15 protein-coding genes and 1 pseudogene are annotated in these 17,642 nt (G+C 71.4%); 12 read left to right on the top strand and 4 right to left on the bottom strand.

The window, feature by feature from the left end; genetic code table 11:
- Positions 1 to 18: 18 nt before the first annotated feature.
- Positions 19 to 639, top strand: coding sequence for a TetR/AcrR family transcriptional regulator (locus tag ACFVYS_RS31980; protein WP_389507719.1), 621 nt, complete (start codon positions 19 to 21; stop codon positions 637 to 639).
- Here the strand turns inward: ACFVYS_RS31980 and ACFVYS_RS31975 are convergent.
- Complete coding sequence (locus tag ACFVYS_RS31975) at positions 620 to 2,686, bottom strand: SpoIIE family protein phosphatase (protein WP_389507717.1); 2,067 nt, start codon at positions 2,684 to 2,686, stop codon at positions 620 to 622. The genes ACFVYS_RS31980 and ACFVYS_RS31975 overlap by 20 nt on opposite strands.
- 148 nt (positions 2,687 to 2,834) lie before the next feature.
- On the opposite strand from ACFVYS_RS31975, the gene ACFVYS_RS31970 reads away from it, so the two are divergent.
- The 6 genes from ACFVYS_RS31970 to ACFVYS_RS31945 all read left to right on the top strand — a co-directional run bounded on the left by ACFVYS_RS31970 (position 2,835) and on the right by ACFVYS_RS31945 (position 10,173).
- Positions 2,835 to 5,312, top strand: a complete 2,478-nt coding sequence (locus tag ACFVYS_RS31970) for a SpoIIE family protein phosphatase (RefSeq protein WP_389507715.1) — start codon at positions 2,835 to 2,837, stop codon at positions 5,310 to 5,312.
- 84 nt (positions 5,313 to 5,396) lie between these two features.
- Complete coding sequence (locus ACFVYS_RS31965) at positions 5,397 to 5,564, top strand: hypothetical protein (RefSeq protein ID WP_157880755.1); 168 nt, start codon at positions 5,397 to 5,399, stop codon at positions 5,562 to 5,564.
- The gene (kdpF, locus tag ACFVYS_RS31960) at positions 5,561 to 5,650 is read left to right on the top strand and encodes a K(+)-transporting ATPase subunit F (protein ID WP_016434100.1); all 90 of its coding nucleotides are present in this window, start codon (positions 5,561 to 5,563) and stop codon (positions 5,648 to 5,650) included. Before ACFVYS_RS31965 ends, kdpF begins: the two co-directional genes overlap by 4 nt.
- 6 nt (positions 5,651 to 5,656) lie before the next feature.
- Positions 5,657 to 7,357 (top strand): potassium-transporting ATPase subunit KdpA, encoded by a 1,701-nt coding sequence (kdpA, locus tag ACFVYS_RS31955; RefSeq protein ID WP_389507712.1) that lies wholly within the window; start codon positions 5,657 to 5,659, stop codon positions 7,355 to 7,357.
- A gap of 29 nt (positions 7,358 to 7,386) precedes the next feature.
- Positions 7,387 to 9,480 carry a potassium-transporting ATPase subunit KdpB gene (kdpB, locus tag ACFVYS_RS31950; RefSeq protein WP_389507710.1) on the top strand — a complete coding sequence of 698 codons (2,094 nt, stop codon included), beginning with the start codon at positions 7,387 to 7,389 and terminating at the stop codon, positions 9,478 to 9,480.
- A gap of 24 nt (positions 9,481 to 9,504) precedes the next feature.
- The gene (locus ACFVYS_RS31945; protein ID WP_389507776.1) at positions 9,505 to 10,173 is read left to right on the top strand and encodes a potassium-transporting ATPase subunit C; all 669 of its coding nucleotides are present in this window, start codon (positions 9,505 to 9,507) and stop codon (positions 10,171 to 10,173) included.
- A gap of 91 nt (positions 10,174 to 10,264) precedes the next feature.
- On the opposite strand, the pseudogene ACFVYS_RS31940 reads toward ACFVYS_RS31945, so the two are convergent.
- Positions 10,265 to 10,513, bottom strand: a pseudogene (locus ACFVYS_RS31940) (LysR family transcriptional regulator); the annotation flags it as partial.
- A 3-nt stretch (positions 10,514 to 10,516) separates the two neighbouring features.
- Here ACFVYS_RS31940 and ACFVYS_RS31935 point away from each other — a divergent pair.
- A complete protein-coding gene (locus tag ACFVYS_RS31935; protein WP_389507708.1) occupies positions 10,517 to 10,654 on the top strand; it encodes a hypothetical protein in 138 nt (45 codons plus the stop codon).
- A 46-nt stretch (positions 10,655 to 10,700) separates the two neighbouring features.
- On the opposite strand, the gene ACFVYS_RS31930 is transcribed toward ACFVYS_RS31935, so the two are convergent.
- Both ACFVYS_RS31930 and ACFVYS_RS31925 read right to left on the bottom strand, forming a co-directional pair.
- Positions 10,701 to 12,011 carry an MFS transporter gene (locus ACFVYS_RS31930; protein WP_389507706.1) on the bottom strand — a complete coding sequence of 437 codons (1,311 nt, stop codon included), beginning with the start codon at positions 12,009 to 12,011 and terminating at the stop codon, positions 10,701 to 10,703.
- Between the two features lie 364 nt (positions 12,012 to 12,375).
- Positions 12,376 to 13,332 carry a LysR family transcriptional regulator gene (locus ACFVYS_RS31925; protein ID WP_389507704.1) on the bottom strand — a complete coding sequence of 319 codons (957 nt, stop codon included), beginning with the start codon at positions 13,330 to 13,332 and terminating at the stop codon, positions 12,376 to 12,378.
- A gap of 125 nt (positions 13,333 to 13,457) precedes the next feature.
- On the opposite strand from ACFVYS_RS31925, the gene ACFVYS_RS31920 reads away from it, so the two are divergent.
- The 4 genes from ACFVYS_RS31920 to ACFVYS_RS31905 are packed head-to-tail and all read left to right on the top strand — an operon-like array spanning position 13,458 to position 17,642.
- Complete coding sequence (locus tag ACFVYS_RS31920; RefSeq protein WP_389507702.1) at positions 13,458 to 14,525, top strand: fumarylacetoacetate hydrolase family protein; 1,068 nt, start codon at positions 13,458 to 13,460, stop codon at positions 14,523 to 14,525.
- Positions 14,522 to 15,484 (top strand): cyclase family protein, encoded by a 963-nt coding sequence (locus ACFVYS_RS31915; protein WP_389507700.1) that lies wholly within the window; start codon positions 14,522 to 14,524, stop codon positions 15,482 to 15,484. Before ACFVYS_RS31920 ends, ACFVYS_RS31915 begins: the two co-directional genes overlap by 4 nt.
- Before the next feature lie 23 nt (positions 15,485 to 15,507).
- On the top strand, positions 15,508 to 16,638 hold the full coding sequence (locus ACFVYS_RS31910) for an FAD-dependent oxidoreductase (RefSeq protein ID WP_389507698.1): 1,131 nt from the start codon (positions 15,508 to 15,510) through the stop codon (positions 16,636 to 16,638).
- Positions 16,635 to 17,642: an amidohydrolase family protein gene (locus tag ACFVYS_RS31905; RefSeq protein ID WP_389507696.1), complete on the top strand. Its 1,008-nt coding sequence runs from the start codon at positions 16,635 to 16,637 to the stop codon at positions 17,640 to 17,642. Before ACFVYS_RS31910 ends, ACFVYS_RS31905 begins: the two co-directional genes overlap by 4 nt.

The raw sequence follows: 17,642 nt of genomic DNA, 5'->3' as shown, positions 1-17,642 counted from the left end.
AGCCACGGGGGGACACACATGGCACGGATGCCGTCGGCGCAACGGCGCCGGCAGCTGACGGAAGCGGCGATCAGGGCGATGGCCCGGGACGGCGTCCCCAGGACGACCACCCGGTCCATCGCCGCCGAGGCCGGGGTGTCCCTGAGCGTCTTCCACTACTGCTTCGACTCCAAGCAGGCCCTCGTCGAGTCCGTCATCACGACACTCACCGACCACTCGGTGAGTGTCGTGAAGGACGCGCTACGGCCCCGGGCCACCCTCGAGGAGACCGTCCGGGCGGGCTTCCAGGCGTACTGGGACCACGTCCGCGCCCACCCCGACGAGCACATGCTCACCTACGAACTCACCCAGTACGCGCTGCGCGAGCCGGGACTCGGACAACTGGCCCGGCGGCAGTACGAGTTGTACGGCGACGCCTACACCGAACTCATCGAGCAGCTCCGCAGCGGCATGGACCTCCGGCTGAGCGTCCCCGTCCCCGTCCTGGCCCGCTATCTGGCCGCCATGACCGACGGTCTGACCCTCAACTACCTCGTCCTGGGCGACGCGACCGCCTGGACCGACATCCTCGACACGGTGACCGCCCACATCGCGGGTCTGGTCATGGCCGACGCGCCCGCTACGGGGTCCGGGCGATGAGCAGGGCGACGTCGTCGTGGTCGTCGGGGTGGCGCAGGCCGTGGAGCAGCAGGTCGCAGAGCTCCTCCAGGGGCCGGCCGGGCTCGTCCAGGAAGGTGAGCAGGACGGCCAGGCGGTCGTCGATGGGGTGCAGGCGGGTCTCCACGAGGCCGTCCGTGTACAGGACCAGCAGATCGCCGGGGGCGAGGTCGACCGTGGTGGTCTCGAAGGGGACACCGCCGACGCCGAGCGGGGCTCCCGGGGGCAGCTCCAGCAGCCTCGGATCATGGCCGGGACCGGACAGCGCGGGCGGCATATGGCCCGCGTTGGCGATGCGGCACTGCCGGGTACGGGGGTCGTACACCGCGTACAGGCAGGTCACGATGTAGTGCTCCAGATCGCAGGTGATCTTGTCGAGGTGCCGCAGCACATCGCCGGGCTCTAGGTCGAGGTCCGCGTAGGCACAGGTCGCGGTGCGCAGCCGGCCCATGGTGGCGGCGGCGTCGATGCCGTTGCCCATGACGTCCCCGACGACCAGCGCGGTCTTGTCGTCGGTCAGCGGGATGACGTCGTACCAGTCGCCGCCGACCTCGCTGGTCGCCTGGGCGGGCTGGTAGCGGGAGGCCAGTTCCAGACCGGTGTGATGCGGCGGGTGGTCGGGCAGCAGACTGCGCTGGAGGGTGAGGGCGGTGTTGCGCACGCTCTGGAACCAGCGCGCGTTGTCGATGGCCACGGCGGCGCGGCCGGCCAGCTCACTGGCCAGGATGACGTCGTCCTCGTCGAACGGCAGCGGATTGCGGGTGCGCTTGAGGTCGAGGGCGCCGAGCACCTCGCCGTGGGCGATCAACGGCACGGCGAGGTACGAGTGGACCCCGGCCCGCGCCAGCAGCGCACCGCCCTCGGCGTCCCGCGCGATCCGGGGGATGTCCTGCTCGCCGACGTGCCGCACCAGGACCGGCCGGCCGCTGTGCACGCACAGGGTGACCAGGCGGTCACCCTCATAGGCCGCGACGTCGCCCGGCGGGTCGGCGGCGCGCAGCGCCACGGTGGGGTGGGACGACTTCAGCGCGAGGGCGCGGAACAGCTCCGGACCGTTGTCCGGCCGGCGCGAGCGGCGGCAGGCCAGGGCGGAGTCCAGGATGTCCACGGCGACGACGTCGGCGAGCTGCGGGACGGCGATGTCGGCCAGTTCGTGGGCGGTCCGGTCCACCTCCAGCGAGGTGCCGACCCGGGTGGAGGCCTCGGCGATGAGCGCGAGGCGCCGCCGGGCCCGGTCGGCCTCCGCGGCGGCGCGGTGCCGTTCGGTGACGTCGACGACCGAGGCGGCCGCGCCCAGCACCCGCCCGCCCGGGTCCTCCAGTCGGTAGAAGGAGAGGGACCAGGCGTGCTCGTGGTCGGGGTCGGTCGGCGGGCGGCCCACGTGGTACTGGTCGAGCAGCGGCGTGCCGGTGGTGAGCACCTGCCGCAGCGCGGACTCGATGGTGTCGATGTCGGGAAGGGGCATCACCTCCCTGAGCCGACGGCCGACATGGTCCTCGGCGGGGATGCCGTCGATGCGTTCCAGCGCCGGGTTGACCAGGAGATAGCACAGGTCCGGGTCCAGGAGGGCCAGACCGATCGGCGACTGGTTGATCAGCCGTTCGCACAGCGCCAGATCGGTCTCGACGCGCTGGAGCAGATGGTGGTCGGCGGCGATGCCCAGGGCGTAGACGTCCCCGAGATCGTCCTGCAGCCGCATGTTGCGGAACTCCATCAGCCGGCTGCTGCCGTCCTTGTGCCGGATGGGGAACGCGCCGGCCCAGCTCCGGCCGGTCTCCAGCACCTCCGCGAAGAGCCTCACCACGGACTGCAGGTGCTCGGGGTGGATCAACAGCCGTGCCGCGTACTTGCCGAGGGCCTCCTGCGCGGTGTAGCCGAAGAGATCCTCCGCCTGGGGGCTCCAGAACACGATGCGTCCGTCGATGTCGATGACCATCGCGGACACGCTCAGCAAGTCCAGCAGACCGGTGCGCGCGGGCGTCTCGACGCCGTACGCGTCCCCGCCCGACCGGGTGGGTTCGGCTGTCATCGCGGAGCCTCCTCCTGTACCTCCATGCTGCCTCTGGTTCGGCGTGTCCGAAAACCGGGAGCTCTCGGGGAGCCCCGCAGGAGGAGCCGACGGCGCCGTGCGCATCGGGCGGACAAGCAGGACCATGGTCGTGTAAAGGACGGAACCCATGGATTCTGCGCGAGATGCTTTCGACGCTCCGACGCCCGCGGAACCACGCGATGTCCTCGACGCGTCCACCGACGCGGCGGCGATCGTGTCCGCGGCAGGCGTCGTGGTCGGCTGGACGCGTGGTGCGGAAGCGCTGCTCGGCCGCCCGGCTTCGCAGGTCGTCGGCCGCTCGGTCGCGGAGCTGGTGGCGATGGACCGGGACCCGGCACGGGTGGCCGGTGTCGCGGCGCGGTGCCGGGCCGGGATGGGGTGGAGCGGCGCCGTCTCGGTACGGCACCGCGACGGCCGCCCCGTCGACGTCGACCTGAGGGTCTCCGCCTCCTTCCGGATCGGCGACGACGAGTGCTTTCTCCTCTCGGCGCGCAGGCGGAGCGAGCAGTGGGCGCTGGGCCAGTCCGTCCTCGACGGGTTCCTGACCCGTTCCCCGGTCGGGATGGCGGTGATGGACCTGGAGCTGCGCTATGTGTGGCTGAACGACACGCTGGAACGGTTCGGCGGTGTGCCCCGCGAACAGCGCCTGGGGCGCCGGCTCAGCGAGCTGCTGCCCGGACTCCAGGCGGTCGCCATCGAGGGACTGATGGGCAAGGTGCTGGAGACCGGGGTCCCGGTCACCGACTACGAGTACCTCGGGTGGAGCTGGGCCGACCCGCACCGCCGGCACGCCTACTCCACGTCGTTCTTCCCCCTGGTGGGAGACGACGACTCCGTCACCGGGGTCTGCTACATGGTCCAGGACGTCACCGAGCGATGGCACGCCCGCCGGCTGCTGTCGCTGGTCAACGAGGCCGGGACCCGCGTCGGCACGACCCTGGACGTGATGCGCACGGCCCAGGAGCTCGCCGACTTCGCCGTTCCCGGATTCGCGGACTTCGTCATCGTCGACCTCCTGGAGCCGGTGCTCAGCACCGAAGGGCACGGTGCGTGGCTGACCGACGCGGGACCGGCGCCCGCGCGACCGGTGATGCGGCGCGCCGGAATGTGCTCGGTGCGCGAGGGCTGCCCGGAGGCCGTGGCACGGATCGGGGACCGGGTGGACTTCCTGCCGCCGCCGCACGACGCCCACCTGCTCATCGACGGCGAGCCGATCCTCATCCCCGTGCTCGATCCCTCAGACGACTTGTGGACCACCGAACAGCCCGAACGGGCGGTCAGCATCCGCGAGTTCGGCCTGCACTCCCTCATCTCCGTGCCGATGCGGGCGCGGAACACGGCCCTGGGTCTGGCCACCTTCGTCCGGTCCCTCAACCCCGTCTCGTTCCGGTCCGACGACGTGATGCTGGCCCGGGAGCTGGTGGCGCGGGCGGCCCTCTGCGTCGACAACGCCCGCCGGTACACCCGGGAACACACGGCGGCGGTCACCCTGCAGCGCAGTCTGCTGCCCCACGCCCTGGCGGGCGGAACGGCGCTGGAGCTGGCCTCCTCCTACCTGCCGGCGGACGCCACGGACGGGGTGGGCGGCGACTGGTTCGACGTGATCCCCCTGTCCGGGGCCCGGGTGGGACTCGTCGTCGGTGACGTGGTGGGGCACGGCATCGCGGCCGCGGCGACCATGGGCCGGCTGCGCACCGCGGTGCAGACCCTCGCCGACATGGAGATGCCCCCCGACGAACTGCTGGCCCACCTCGACGACCTCGTGCTCCGGCTGAGCGCCGAACGGACCGGCGCGGAACGGACCCACGACGCGGCCGCCCAGCAGGGCGCCACCGCCTTCCTGGGGGCGACCTGTCTGTACGCCGTCTACGACCCGGTCACCAGGCGGTGCACGATGGCGCGGGCCGGACACCCGCCGCCCGTCGTCGTCGCCCCCGACGGGCGGGTCTCGTTCCCGGAGCCCCCGGCCGGGCCTCCGCTGGGGCTCGGCGGGATGGCGTTCGAAGCCACCGAGATCGAGCTCGCCGAGAACAGTCTGATCGGTCTCTACACCGACGGCCTCGTGGAGGGGGCCGACCGGGACATCGAACAGGGCATGTCCCGGCTCGGCGAGGTGCTGGCCCGCTCCGACGCCGACCTGGCGACCCTGTGCACCTCGGCGGTGCGCCAACTCGTGCCCGTGCCCCAGCCCGACGACATCGCCCTGCTCCTGGCGCGCACGCACGCCCTCGGCGCCGACCACGTCGTCTCCTGGGAGGTGCCGGCGGACCCGGCCGCCGTCGGTGACGTCCGGGCCCGGGCCACCCGGCAGGTGGAGGCCTGGGGGCTGGCCGAGCTGGCCATGACGTCCGAGCTGATCGTGAGCGAGCTGGTCACCAACGCCGTGCGCTACGCCACGCCCCCGATCCGGCTGCGGCTGATCCTCGACGCGCGCCTGACCTGCGAGGTCTCCGACGCCAGCAGTACGGCCCCACGGTTGCGGCATGCCCGGATCACCGACGAGGGGGGCCGCGGCCTGTTTCTGGTGGCGCAGCTCGCCCACCGGTGGGGCGCCAGGTACACGGCCGACGGAAAGATCATCTGGGCCGAGCAGGAGCTCCCCTGACCCGGCCCGCGCCCCTTGAGGACCCCGCCCTAGACCGTCGGCCGTAAGGGCCGCGTCAAAGGCGGGGTCGCCCCCGTCAGGGATGTGTCAACGACGGTCGTTTCCGGCCATGGACGGTGTTCTCTCGACCTGTCCGTACCTCTTCCGAACCTCTCCAAGGAGTTCGCGATGGCCGATCTGGCCTTCGTCGTCACCACGATCGCGGTCTTCGCGCTGGTGGCCCTCGTCGCCAAGGGGGTGACCAAGCTGTGACCGCCGAGAACATCGTCGGCCTCGTCGTGGCCGTCGCCCTGCTGGGCTATCTGGTCCTCGCCCTGATCTTCCCGGAGAGGTTCTGAGCGGCCATGGGTCCCGTACTCGCCGGCGTGCTCCAGCTGCTGGCCCTCATAGCGGCGCTGGCGCTCGCCTACATCCCCCTCGGCACCTACCTGGCCCGGGTCTACTCCTCCGACCGGCACTGGCGCGTAGAGAAGTGGATCTACAAGGGCATCGGTGCCGACCCGGACACCGAGATGCGCTGGCCCGCCTATCTGCGCGGTGTCCTCGCCTTCTCGGCGGTCGGCGTCCTCTTCCTCTACCTGCTCCAGCGGCTCCAGGGGCATCTGCCCGGCTCGCTCGGTTTCCAGGCCATCGACCCGGACCAGGCGTTCAACACCGCCGCGTCCTTCGTCACCAACACCAACTGGCAGTCGTACTACGGCGAGCAGGCCATGGGCCACGTCGTGCAGACCGCCGGTCTGGCCGTGCAGAACTTCGTCTCCGCGGCCGTCGGCATCGCCGTCGCGGTGGCGCTGGTGCGTGGGTTCGCCCTCCCCCACTCTCGGCTTCGCTCGAGCGGGGGGACCCCCATCCGCACCGGTGAGCTCGGCAACTTCTGGTCGGACCTGGTGCGCGGGACCGTCCGTGTCCTGCTGCCGCTCTCGGTCGTCGCCGCGATCGTGCTGGTCGCCTGCGGCGCCATCCAGAACTTCTCCGGCATCCACGAGGTCGGCCGGTTCATGGGCGGCTCGCAGCAGTGGAACGGCGGTGCGGTCGCCTCGCAGGAGGCCATCAAGGAACTGGGCACCAACGGCGGCGGCTACTTCAACGCCAACTCCGCCCACCCGTTCGAGAACCCGACCCCGTTCACCAACCTCTTCGAGATCTTCCTGCTGCTGGTGATCCCGATCGCGCTGACCCGCACCTTCGGCATCATGGTCGGCTCGGTCAGGCAGGGTTACGCGATCCTCGCGACCATGGCCACCATCTGGATCGGCTTCACGGCTCTGATGATGTGGACCGAGTTCGCCCACCACGGCCCCGCGCCGCAACTCGCCGGCGGGGCGTACGAGGGCAAGGAGGTCCGCTTCGGCGTCGGCGCGTCCTCGATCTTCGCGGTGGCGACCACGCTCACCTCGACCGGCGCGGTGGACTCCTTCCACTCCTCCTTCACCGGCCTGGGCGGCGGCATCACCATGCTCGGCATGATGCTGGGCGAGATCGCGCCCGGCGGTACCGGCTCCGGCCTGTACGGAATGCTGATCATGGCGGTCATCGCGGTGTTCATCGCCGGTCTGATGGTCGGCCGGACCCCCGAGTACCTGGGCAAGAAGATCGGCACCCGCGAGATCAAGTTCGCGGCCTGCTACATCCTCATCACCCCTGCCCTGGTGCTCGTCCTCACCGCTGCCGCGATGGCCCTGCCCACGCCGGGCCACTCCATGAGCTCCTCCGGCGCGCACGGCTTCTCCGAGATCCTCTACGCCTACACCTCGGCGTCCAACAACAACGGCTCGGCCTTCGCCGGGCTGAACGCGGACACGCAGTGGTTCAACAGCAGCCTGGGCGTGGCGATGCTCCTCGGCCGCTTCCTGCCGATGGTGTTCGTGCTCGCCATGGCCGGCTCGCTCGCCGAACAGAGGCCGGTGCCGGCGACGGCCGGCACCCTGCGTACCGAAAAGCCTCTGTTCACCGGCCTGTTGGTGGGCGCGATCCTGATCATCACCGGCCTGACGTACTTCCCGGCGCTCGCGCTGGGACCGCTCGCCGAAGGGCTGGCGTCATGAAAACCGACGTAACGAAGCAAGAGGACCCGATGCCCACAGCCGTCCCTGGGCGGGCGCCGCACCAGGATGTGCCGACCGGTCACCAGGACCAGGGCCGTGTCGGCGCGGGCCTGTTCGACCCCGGGCAACTCGTCAGGTCCCTGCCGGACGCCTTCCGCAAGCTCGACCCGCGGGTGATGGTCAAGTCACCCGTGATGTTCGTGGTGTGGATCGGCTCCCTGCTCACCACCGTCTTCTCCGTCAAGGATCCGGGCGACTGGTTCGGCTGGACCATCAGCGCCTGGCTGTGGCTGACCGTGGTCTTCGCCAACCTGGCGGAAGCGGTCGCCGAGGGCCGGGGCAAGGCGCAGGCCGACACCCTGCGCAGGGCCAAGACCGACACGGTGGCCCGACGGCTCGCCGGGGACGGCGAAGAGCCCGTCCCGGGAACCGAGTTGAGGATCGGCGACCTCGTCGTCTGCGAGGCCGGTGATGTCATCCCGGGTGACGGTGACGTCGTCGAGGGGGTCGCGAGCGTCGACGAGTCGGCGATCACCGGTGAGTCGGCGCCCGTCATCCGTGAGTCCGGCGGTGACCGCAGCGCGGTCACCGGTGGCACGAAGGTCCTCTCCGACCGGATCGTCGTCAGGATCACGACGAAGCCGGGCGAGACCTTCATCGACCGGATGATCGGCCTGGTCGAGGGCGCGGCCCGGCAGAAGACGCCGAACGAGATCGCGCTGAACATCCTGCTCGCCTCGCTCACGATCGCCTTCCTGCTGGCGGTGGCGACGCTGCCGCCCTTCGCGGACTACGCAGGCACACACCTGACGATGGTCGTGCTGGTGGCGCTGCTGGTCTGTCTCATCCCCACCACGATCGGCGCGCTCCTCTCCGCGATCGGCATCGCGGGCATGGACCGGCTGGTGCAGCGCAACGTGCTGGCCATGTCCGGCCGGGCCGTCGAGGCCGCGGGAGACGTCTCGACCCTGCTGCTCGACAAGACCGGCACCATCACCCTGGGCAACCGCAGGGCCGCCGAGTTCGTGCCGGTGCGCGGCACCACCGAGGCCGAACTCGCCGACGCCGCCCAGCTGTCGTCCCTGGCCGACGAGACGCCCGAGGGCCGCTCCGTCGTCGTCCTGGCGAAGGAGCGGTACCGGCTGAGGGAGCGCCACCAGGGCGAGCTGTCCGGCGCCGAGTGGATCGCCTTCACCGCCCAGACCAGGATGTCGGGCGTGGACGTCGACGGGCGCAGGATCCGCAAGGGCGCCGCCGGTTCGGTCGTCGCCTGGGTCCGGGAGCGGGGCGGCGAGGCGTCCCAGGACGCCGGCGCGCTCACCGACCGGATCTCCGAGGCGGGCGGTACGCCGCTGCTCGTGGCCGTCGAGGACGCCGACGGAGCGAGGGTGCTGGGCGTCGTCCACCTCAAGGACGTCGTCAAGGCAGGCATGCGGGAGCGGTTCGACGAACTGCGCCGGATGGGCATCAAGACCGTCATGGTCACGGGCGACAACCCGCTGACGGCCAAGGCGATCGCCGAGGAGGCCGGTGTCGACGACTTCCTCGCGGAGGCCACCCCCGAGGACAAGATGGCGCTCATCAAGCGGGAACAGGCGGGCGGCAGGCTTGTCGCGATGACCGGCGACGGCACCAACGACGCACCCGCGTTGGCCCAGGCCGATGTCGGGGTGGCGATGAACACGGGTACGTCGGCCGCGAAGGAGGCCGGCAACATGGTCGACCTCGACTCCGACCCGACCAAGCTCATCGAGATCGTCGAGATCGGCAAGCAACTCCTCATCACCCGGGGTGCGTTGACGACGTTCTCCATCGCCAACGACGTCGCGAAGTACTTCGCGATCATCCCGGCGCTGTTCGCGGCGGTCTACCCGGGCCTGGACAAGCTCAACATCATGGGCCTGACCTCCCCGGACTCCGCGATCCTGTCCGCCGTCATCTTCAACGCCCTGATCATCATCGCCCTGGTGCCGCTGTCCCTGAGGGGCGTGCGGTACCGGCCGGTGAGCGCCGACAGGATGCTGCGGCGCAACCTGACGATCTACGGCATCGGCGGCCTGGTCGCGCCCTTCGTCGGCATCAAGCTCATCGACCTGCTCATCTCCCTCGTCCCCGGGCTGTAATTTCCTGAAAGCGTGCTGAACGCCATGAACAACTCCCTGACCAACACCGCCCGGTTGCTCGGGGCGGGCCTGCGCGCCCTGCTCGTGCTGACCCTGGTGACCGGTGTCCTCTACCCGCTGGTCGTCACCGGCATCGCTCAAGGGCTGTTCGGCAGCAAGGCGAACGGGTCCGAGATCGAGGCGGACGGCAAGGTCGTCGGCTCCTCGCTCATCGGGCAGTCGTACAACCTGCCGCTCAAGGAGGGCCAGGAGACCCCGGAACCCGATCTGAAGTGGTTCCAGGGCCGCCCGCAGAACGGTCTCGGCACCAACAGCGTCAACACCCGGTACAAGCTGATCCTGTCCGGCGCCACCAACCGGTCCGCGGACAACAAGGATTTGATCGACTGGGTGACCGCCGCCAAGGCGGCCGTCGTCAAGGACAACTCGACCGCCGACCACAAGGTCCGCCCCTCCGACGTGCCCGCCGACGCCGTCACGTCCTCGGGATCGGGCCTGGACCCGGACATCTCCCCGCAGTACGCGGACATCCAGGTCCATCGGATCGCCGAGCGGAACGGTCTGTCCGTCGCCCGGGTCCAGCGGCTGGTCGACGCGCACACCGACGGCCGCACCCTCGGCTTCCTCGGCGAGCCCCGGGTGAACGTCCTGGAACTCAACATCGCACTCAAGGACCTTGCCGCCAAGGGCTGATGGCGTCACACGGCGCGTGGGGGAGTCGGCGGGATCCGGGAACGAACCGGGTCCCGCCGACGTGCCTTGTATGCCGTCGGCGCGTCGGCGGTCAGGAGAGCCAGTCGGTGTAGTGCGTGGGGGCGATGCGGGCGTCACCCGGGGCGGTGAGGACGTCACCGTCGACCGCGGCGAACATACCGGCGCTGTCGTCGGTGACGACGGTCCGCACGTCGCTCTCGGCGGTGAGGGTGAGCCGGCCGAGGTCGTCGAGCGGGTACCGGTCGGGGCCCGCGATGTCGAGGACACCGTTCAGCGGTGCGCCCGCGGCCGTCTCGGCGACGAAACGGGCCACGTCCGCGCCATGGCCTCCGCCGAGTCGGCGTGGCGCGCGTCCCTGGGGTCCGTCCCCATCGCCGACCTGGCCGACGACGTCGAGTCCGACTACGGGAGCGGCGCCCTCGTCGGCATCGGCGCCTGGCTGGGCCCGGCCGGCCCCTGAGACCGCGGCGACCCGCGCCCCGCCGGTCGGGCGCGCGGGAAGATCGTCAGCTCGCGGTGAGGGGGACCCGCCGGCGGCCGGCGAGGCCGAGAGCGACCGCCCCGACGGATCCGGCGAGGGCGAGTACGCCCAGCGCTCCTGCCAGGCTGCCGACGGCCGAGGTCAGCGCGAGGACCACGAGCGGGCAGACGAACTGGCCGATGAAGAAGGAACCCGTCCACAGTCCGGTGCCGCGGCCGCGGTCGGCGTAGTCGAGCTTGGACAGGGCGAGGGTGAGCAGGCTCGGCAGCATGATGCCGCCGCCGAAGCAGTTGATCATGGCGCCGACGGTCAGGACGACCGGGCCGGGGGCGAGCCAGATCACCGCGAAGCCGAGCGCGCACAGGGCGAAGACGGCGGGCAGCCAGGCGTCCGGGGTGCGGCCGAGCCGGGTGAAGACGACCGCGCCGATCACGGTCGCGAGGCTGGAGGCGGCGATGGCGAGCCCGATCGTGCCGGGGTCGGTCACGCCCATGTCGTCGAGGAGGAAGGCCATCTCCACCTGAACGGTGTAGAAGAGGACGGCGCCGAAGACGGTGAGCGCGCACGTCCCGGCCAGCGGCCGCCAGGGGAAGGAACGCCCGGCCGGCTCCGAGGATGCGGCGGGGGCGGGGGTGGGGGCGGGGACGGTGGTCGGGTCGGCGGGCGCGACGGAGGAGGGGACGGTGGTGGTGCCGGTCGGCCGGGGGCGGGGCAGGAAGGCGGCCATGGCGGGGGCGAGGAGCAGGCTCACCGCATAGGCCCAGAACGGTGTGCGCCAGCCGGCCGATCCCGCCGCGCCGCCCAGGACGAAGAAGGCCGTTGCGGAGATCGAGGCGCACATTGTCTGCATGGCCAGGTAGCGGTCGCGTTGCCGGCCGGAGTAGTAGTCGCCGATCAGTGTGGTGCAGCAGGTCATGATGGCGGCTTCGACGGCCCCGACGAGGGCCCGGCTGGCGACGATGGCGCCGAGGGAGTCCAGCCACAGCGGTGCGGTGCCGACGACGGCGTAGAGCGCGGTGGCGATCACGAGGAGGCGTTTACGGCCGAGCCGGTCGACGACGACGCCGGCGAAGGGCGCGAGCAGTGCCAGGGAGAGGGCCGGGATCGTCAGGGCCATGGGGACCAGCGCCTCGACGCCGGGAGTGCCGGCGAAGTGGTCCCGCATCCGCGGCAGGACGGGAGCGATGAGCACGGCGCCCAGGATGGGCAGACAACTGCCGGCCATCAGCAGCGTGATGCGAAGCCGGTGGCCGGCACCGGACACGGGCTGCTCGGACGGTGCGTCCTCGACGGCGGCGAGCGGCGGGGACGGCGGCGGGGGCACGGGTGCGGGCATGCGGGAACTCCACCTGGCGTATCGGGAGGGGGACGGGGGCGCGGCCGTCTCGGTGAGGCCGCCCGGAACACATGGCGATCCGGTACACATGGCGATGCGGAACACATGGCGGTCCGGAACACATGGCGGATCCGGCAAAACAGAGGGCGGATCCGGAACTCGGGGCGGGTCCGGAGCGCTCGGCGGGGCCGGCGTGTGGGGGCACCGATGATCGCCGTGGCGTGGCGAAGGTCCGGCTCACCGGGGCCTGCGCCGCCCCGGCGGCGGTGGGTGGGGCGGCTCCGGCGCCGGGTTGAGACGACTATGAGGTACCGCGCAGGACCTGCCTAGCCCCCGGCCTATCGAGATCGAAGATGTGGATCATTCATGCCCTGGATGCGGCTGATGCGGTCGATGCGGCCCGGGGGCCGGCTGCGAGCGCGCTCAGCTCCGCCCCCACGCGGGCCGCGGTGTCGCGCAGCCACATGTGCGCCGCGTCGTGGGTGTGGACCGGGTGCCACCACAGGGCTTCCTGGAGGGGGACCACCTCGTACGGCGCCGTCATGACGCGTACGGCGGCCACCCCGCGCAGCTGCTCGGCCAGGCGCTGCTGCACCAGGGCGATCCGGCGGGTGCCGGCCACCAGGAACGGCAGCACCTGGAAGCTGTCCACGGAGACCTCGACCCGCGGTTCGATGCCGAGCATGCTCAACTGGCGGGCGGCGGGGGCGTCGTAGGTGCGCTGATAGGTGACCCAGGGCAGCCGTGCCAGGTCGTCCATGGTCAGCCGGTCGCCGACCTCGTCGTTGGTCTCGGCGACGAGAAAGGCCCAGCCGTCGGTGAACAGTTCGACGGCGGGGAAGCCGCTGATGACGCCGTGCGGCATCAGCAGTCCGTCCGCCGTGCTGAGCAGGGTCGCCGTCTCCTCCGTCACGTCGGTCGGAGGCCGCTGGAAGCGCAGCCGCACCCCGGGAGCCTCGGCGTGCACCCTCCGGGCGAGTTCGGCGCCGAACACGGCGACGGCGTAGTCGGAGGAGAGCAGGGTGAACTCGTGCTCCTCGCTGCCCGGAACGAACTCGGCCCTGCTGCTGAACACCCTTTCCAGCAGGTCACAGGCGGTGGCGGTGCGGTCGAGCAGCGCCCGCCCGAGGGCTGTGAGCTCGTACTGGCCGCCGACGCGAGAGAGCAGTTCGTCGTCGAAGTGGCGGCGCAGGCGCGCCAGGGCCGCGCTCATCGCGGGCTGGCTGAGCCCGATGCGCTGCCCGGCCCGGGTGACGTTGCGTTCCTCCAGCAGCGCCCGCAGGGACAGGACGAGGTTGAGATCGAGGCCGGACAGGTACACAGCGCCTCCATACCGATGCCGCCCCAGGCGGCGCTATTCATATGATGGATGATCGATATCCAAAGAATCGATTTCCCAGATTACGGGAGGTGGGGCCAGATTAGTCGCATCGCAACCAGGAGGACATGTCAGTGAAACCCGCAGCCCCTTCCGCGTCCTTCTCCGGACCCTTCGCCCTCGGCACCCTCTCCGCCCCTGACCAGGCTCCTTTCCCCGGCCTCGTGGTCCCCGAAGGGCGGGTGCTGGACCTTCGCACCGCCTTCCGCGACCCCGCCCTGACGACCCGGCGGCTCTTCGAACGCTGGGACGAGGTGCTGCCGCGCCTGAGCACCCTCGCGGCCGACGGCGCCACCGACGCCGGCACCACCGACGCCGGCGCCACCGACGCCGGCACCACCGGCGCCACGGGCACCACCGGCGCCTGGCAGCCGCTCGACGGACTTCGGGTGCACGCCCCGGTCGAGCCCCGCCAGGTCTTCCAGTCCGGCGCCAACTACCGGCAGCACGTGATCGACCTGGAGGTCGCCCACCGCGCGCCCGACGACCCGCGCACACCGGAAGCGGCCCGGGCGGAGATCGCCGAGATCATGGACCGGCGGGCGGCGGAGGACCTGCCGTACGTGTTCATCGGTCTGCCGAGCGCGATCACCGGTCCCTACGACGATGTCGCCCTGCCCTCCTGGGCCGAACAGCCGGACTGGGAACTGGAGTTGGCGGTCGTCGTCGGCAAGCCGGCCTACCGGGTGTCCGTGGCGGAGGCCCTGGAGCACGTCGCCGGGTACACGATCGCCAACGACCTCACCGACCGCGCCACCGTCTTCCGCCGGGACATGAAGGCCATCGGCACGGACTGGCTGCGCAGCAAGAACGCGCCCGGTTTCACCCCGCTCGGCCCCTGGATCGTGCCGACCGCGTCGATCGCCGACCCGGGCGATCTGCGGGTCACCCTGAAGCTGAACGGCGAGACCATGCAGGACGAGTCCACCAAGGACATGCTCTTCGGTATCGCCCGGCTGGTGTCGTACGCCTCGCAGACCTCCCGACTCCTGCCCGGCGACCTGGTGCTGACCGGCTCACCGGCCGGCAACGGCATGCACTGGGGACGGCTGCTGCGCGACGGCGACGTCATGGACGGCTCGATCACCGGGCTCGGCGCCCAGCGCACCCGCTGTATCGCGGAGGCGACGTCGTGAGCCTGGACCGCCACGACCCCGAGGGTGCGATCGCCGAGGCCGCCAAGTCCTGTTCCAACTGGGGCCGTTGGGGTGAGAGCGATGTGCTGGGCACCCTGAACTTCCTCGACGAGGCGAAGCGCCGCGAAGGCGCCGCGCTGGTCCGCCGGGGAGTCAGCTTCTCGCTCGCGCAGTCCTTCGACATGAACGGCCCGCAGAAGGGCTGGCGGCGCCGTACCAACCCGGTGCACACCATGCTCGACACCGGTACCGACGCCGCCCTCGGCAACCAGGGCTTCCCGCACGGCATCGGCGGCGCCGACGACGTGATCGCGATGCCGCTCCAGTGCTCCACCCAGTGGGACGGGCTCGGCCACATCTTCGACCACGGCAAGGCGTGGAACGGCCGGCGGGCCGAGCAGGTCGTCACCTCGGACGGTGACCTCGTCACCGGCATCGAGCACATGGCGCCGTACGTCGCGGGACGCGGGGTCCTCCTCGACGTCGGCCAAGTCATCGGAGATGACGGCGAGCTGCCCGACGGGTTCGCCATCACCGAGGAGCACCTCACCGCGACCGCCGACGCGCACGGCGTGCCGGTCGGCCGCGGGGACATCGTCGTCGTGCGGACCGGACGGCTGGCCCGGGCCCGGCGCGAGGGCTGGGGCGACTACGCGGGCGGCGACTCGCCCGGCCTGTCCTTCACCACGGCCGGCTGGCTGCACCGCACCGAGATCGCCGCGATCGCCACCGACACCTGGGGCTTCGAGGTACGGCCGAACGAGTTCGACGCGGCCTTCCAGCCCCTGCACCAGGTCGCCATCCCCAACATGGGCCTGCTCATCGGGGAGATGTGGGACCTCGACGCGCTCGCCGCCGACTGCGCGGCGGACGGCCGGTACGCGTTCTGGCTCACCGCCGCGCCCCTGCCCATCACCGGAGCCGTCGGCTCACCCGTCAACCCGGTCGCGGTCAAGTAGCCCGCGTGACAAGGGAGCTTCCCATGACCACACCCCGCACGGTCCTCGTCATCGGCGGCGGCGCCGCAGGCAACGCCGTGACCGTCCTGCTGCGCCGCGCCGGCATCACCGTGGACCTGATCGAGGCCAAACCGGACTGGAATGCCACCACCGGCTCCGGCATCACCCTCCAGGGCAACGCCCTGCGCGTACTGCGCGAACTCGGCGTCTGGGACGAGGTCGAGTCCTTCGGCTGGGCCTTCGGCTCACTGGGCGTCATCGCCCCCGACGGCACCCTCCTCCACGAGGCAGAGGACCTGCGCACCGGCGGCGACGACCTGCCCGCCACCCTGGGCATGCAGCGGCCCCGGCTTCAGCAGATCCTCATCGACGCCGTCCGGGCCAGTGGCGCCCACGTCCGCCTCGGCACCACCGCCGAGACCCTGGACCAGGACGCCGAAGGCGTCTCGGCGCGCTTCGACGACGGCACCACCGGCCGCTACGACCTGGTGATCGCCGCCGACGGACTCAACTCCGCGACCCGCACCGCCATCGGCATCACGGCGAAACCCGAGCCGACCGGCATGGCCATCTGGCGCACCACCGTCCCGCGCCCCGCAGGCCTGGTGCGCACCGACCTGGCCTACGGCGGCCCCGCGTACATCGCCGGCTACTGCCCGACCGGCCCGGACAGCATCTACGCCTATGCCGTCGAGGCGTGCCGCGACCGCGCCACCATCGACCCGGCGACGTACGCCGACGAGATGCGCCGCCTCACCCAGGGGTACGGCGGCCACTGGGCGGCGATCACCCCGCACATCACGGACCCGGCCAAGGTCAACTACACCTGGTTCGACCGTCTGCTGGTCGAGGGCTCCTGGCACCGGGGCCGGGTGGTGCTGGTCGGCGACGCGGCGCACTGCTGCCCGCCCACCCTCGCGCAGGGCGCCGCCATGTCCCTGGAGGACGCCTCCGTCCTCGTCGAACTCCTCACCGCCGGCCGGGACTGGGACGACGACCTGCTCCAGCGGTACCACGAGCGTCGCATCCCCCGGGTGCGGGCCGTGGTCGAGGCGTCCGTGCAGCTCGGGCAGTGGCAGCTGGACGGCGTCCGCGACGCCGACGTGCCGGGCCTGATCGGCCGGACGATGACGATGCTCAAGGAGCTGCCGTGACCGACCAGCCCTCGCCGACCGTCGACGTGCACGCCCACGTCCTGCTCCCCGAGGTCGACGCCCTCGTCGCCGGGCTTCCCGGACTGACCGCGGCCAGGGAGCTGGACGCCCGGCGCAACGGCCCCGCCTCCCTGGCCGTCAGCGGCCCCATGGTCCGTGAGCGCGTCCCGCGGCTGACCGATGTCACCGTGCGGCTGGCCGCCATGGACGCGCAGGGCGTGGACATCCAGCTGGTCAGCCCGTCTCCCTCGCACTACCACTACTGGGCGGACGAGGAGACCGCCGAGAAGCTGTACCGGCTCACGGGCGAGGCGACCGCCGCGCACTGCGCCCGTGCGCCCGACCGGCTGAAGGGGCTCGGACTCGCTCCGCTCCAGCACCCGGAGCTGGCCGTACGCGCCCTCGAACACGCCCTGGAACAAGGCCTGTCGGGAGTGGAGATCTCCTCCCACGCCCCGGGCCGGGAACTGTCCGACCCGGCGTACGAGCCCTTCTGGGCACGGGCCGAGCAGAGCGGCGCGATCCTCTTCCTGCACCCCTTCGGCTGCACGCTCGACGAGCGCCTGGACCGCTGGTACCTGTCCAACACCGTGGGCCAGCCCACCGAGAACGCCGTCGCCCTCTCCCACCTGATCTTCTCCGGCGTGCTGGACCGGCACCCCGGCCTGAAGGTGATCGCCGCACACGGCGGCGGCTATCTGCCCACCCATATCGGCCGCTCCGACCACGCCTGGACGGCACGCGCCGACGCGGGAGCCGGCTGCGCCCACCTGCCCAGCAGCTACCTCAGGCGGCTGTACTTCGACTCGCTGGTCCACGACCCGCACGTCCTGCGGGAGTTGATCCGCGCGGTCGGCGCCGACCGCGTGCTCCTCGGCTCGGACTTTCCCTTCGACATGGGCACCGAGGACCCCGTCGGCGCGCTGCGCGCGGCCCGGCTGTCCGACGCCGACTTCCACGCCGTACGAGGCGGCAACGCCGCCGACCTCCTCCGGAAGGACTGA

The sequence above is a fragment of the Streptomyces sp. NPDC058295 genome, assembly GCF_042880655.1.
Taxonomy (GTDB): Bacteria; Actinomycetota; Actinomycetes; order Streptomycetales; family Streptomycetaceae; genus Streptomyces; species Streptomyces coriariae.
This window is presented reverse-complemented; position numbering and strand designations above follow the sequence as displayed.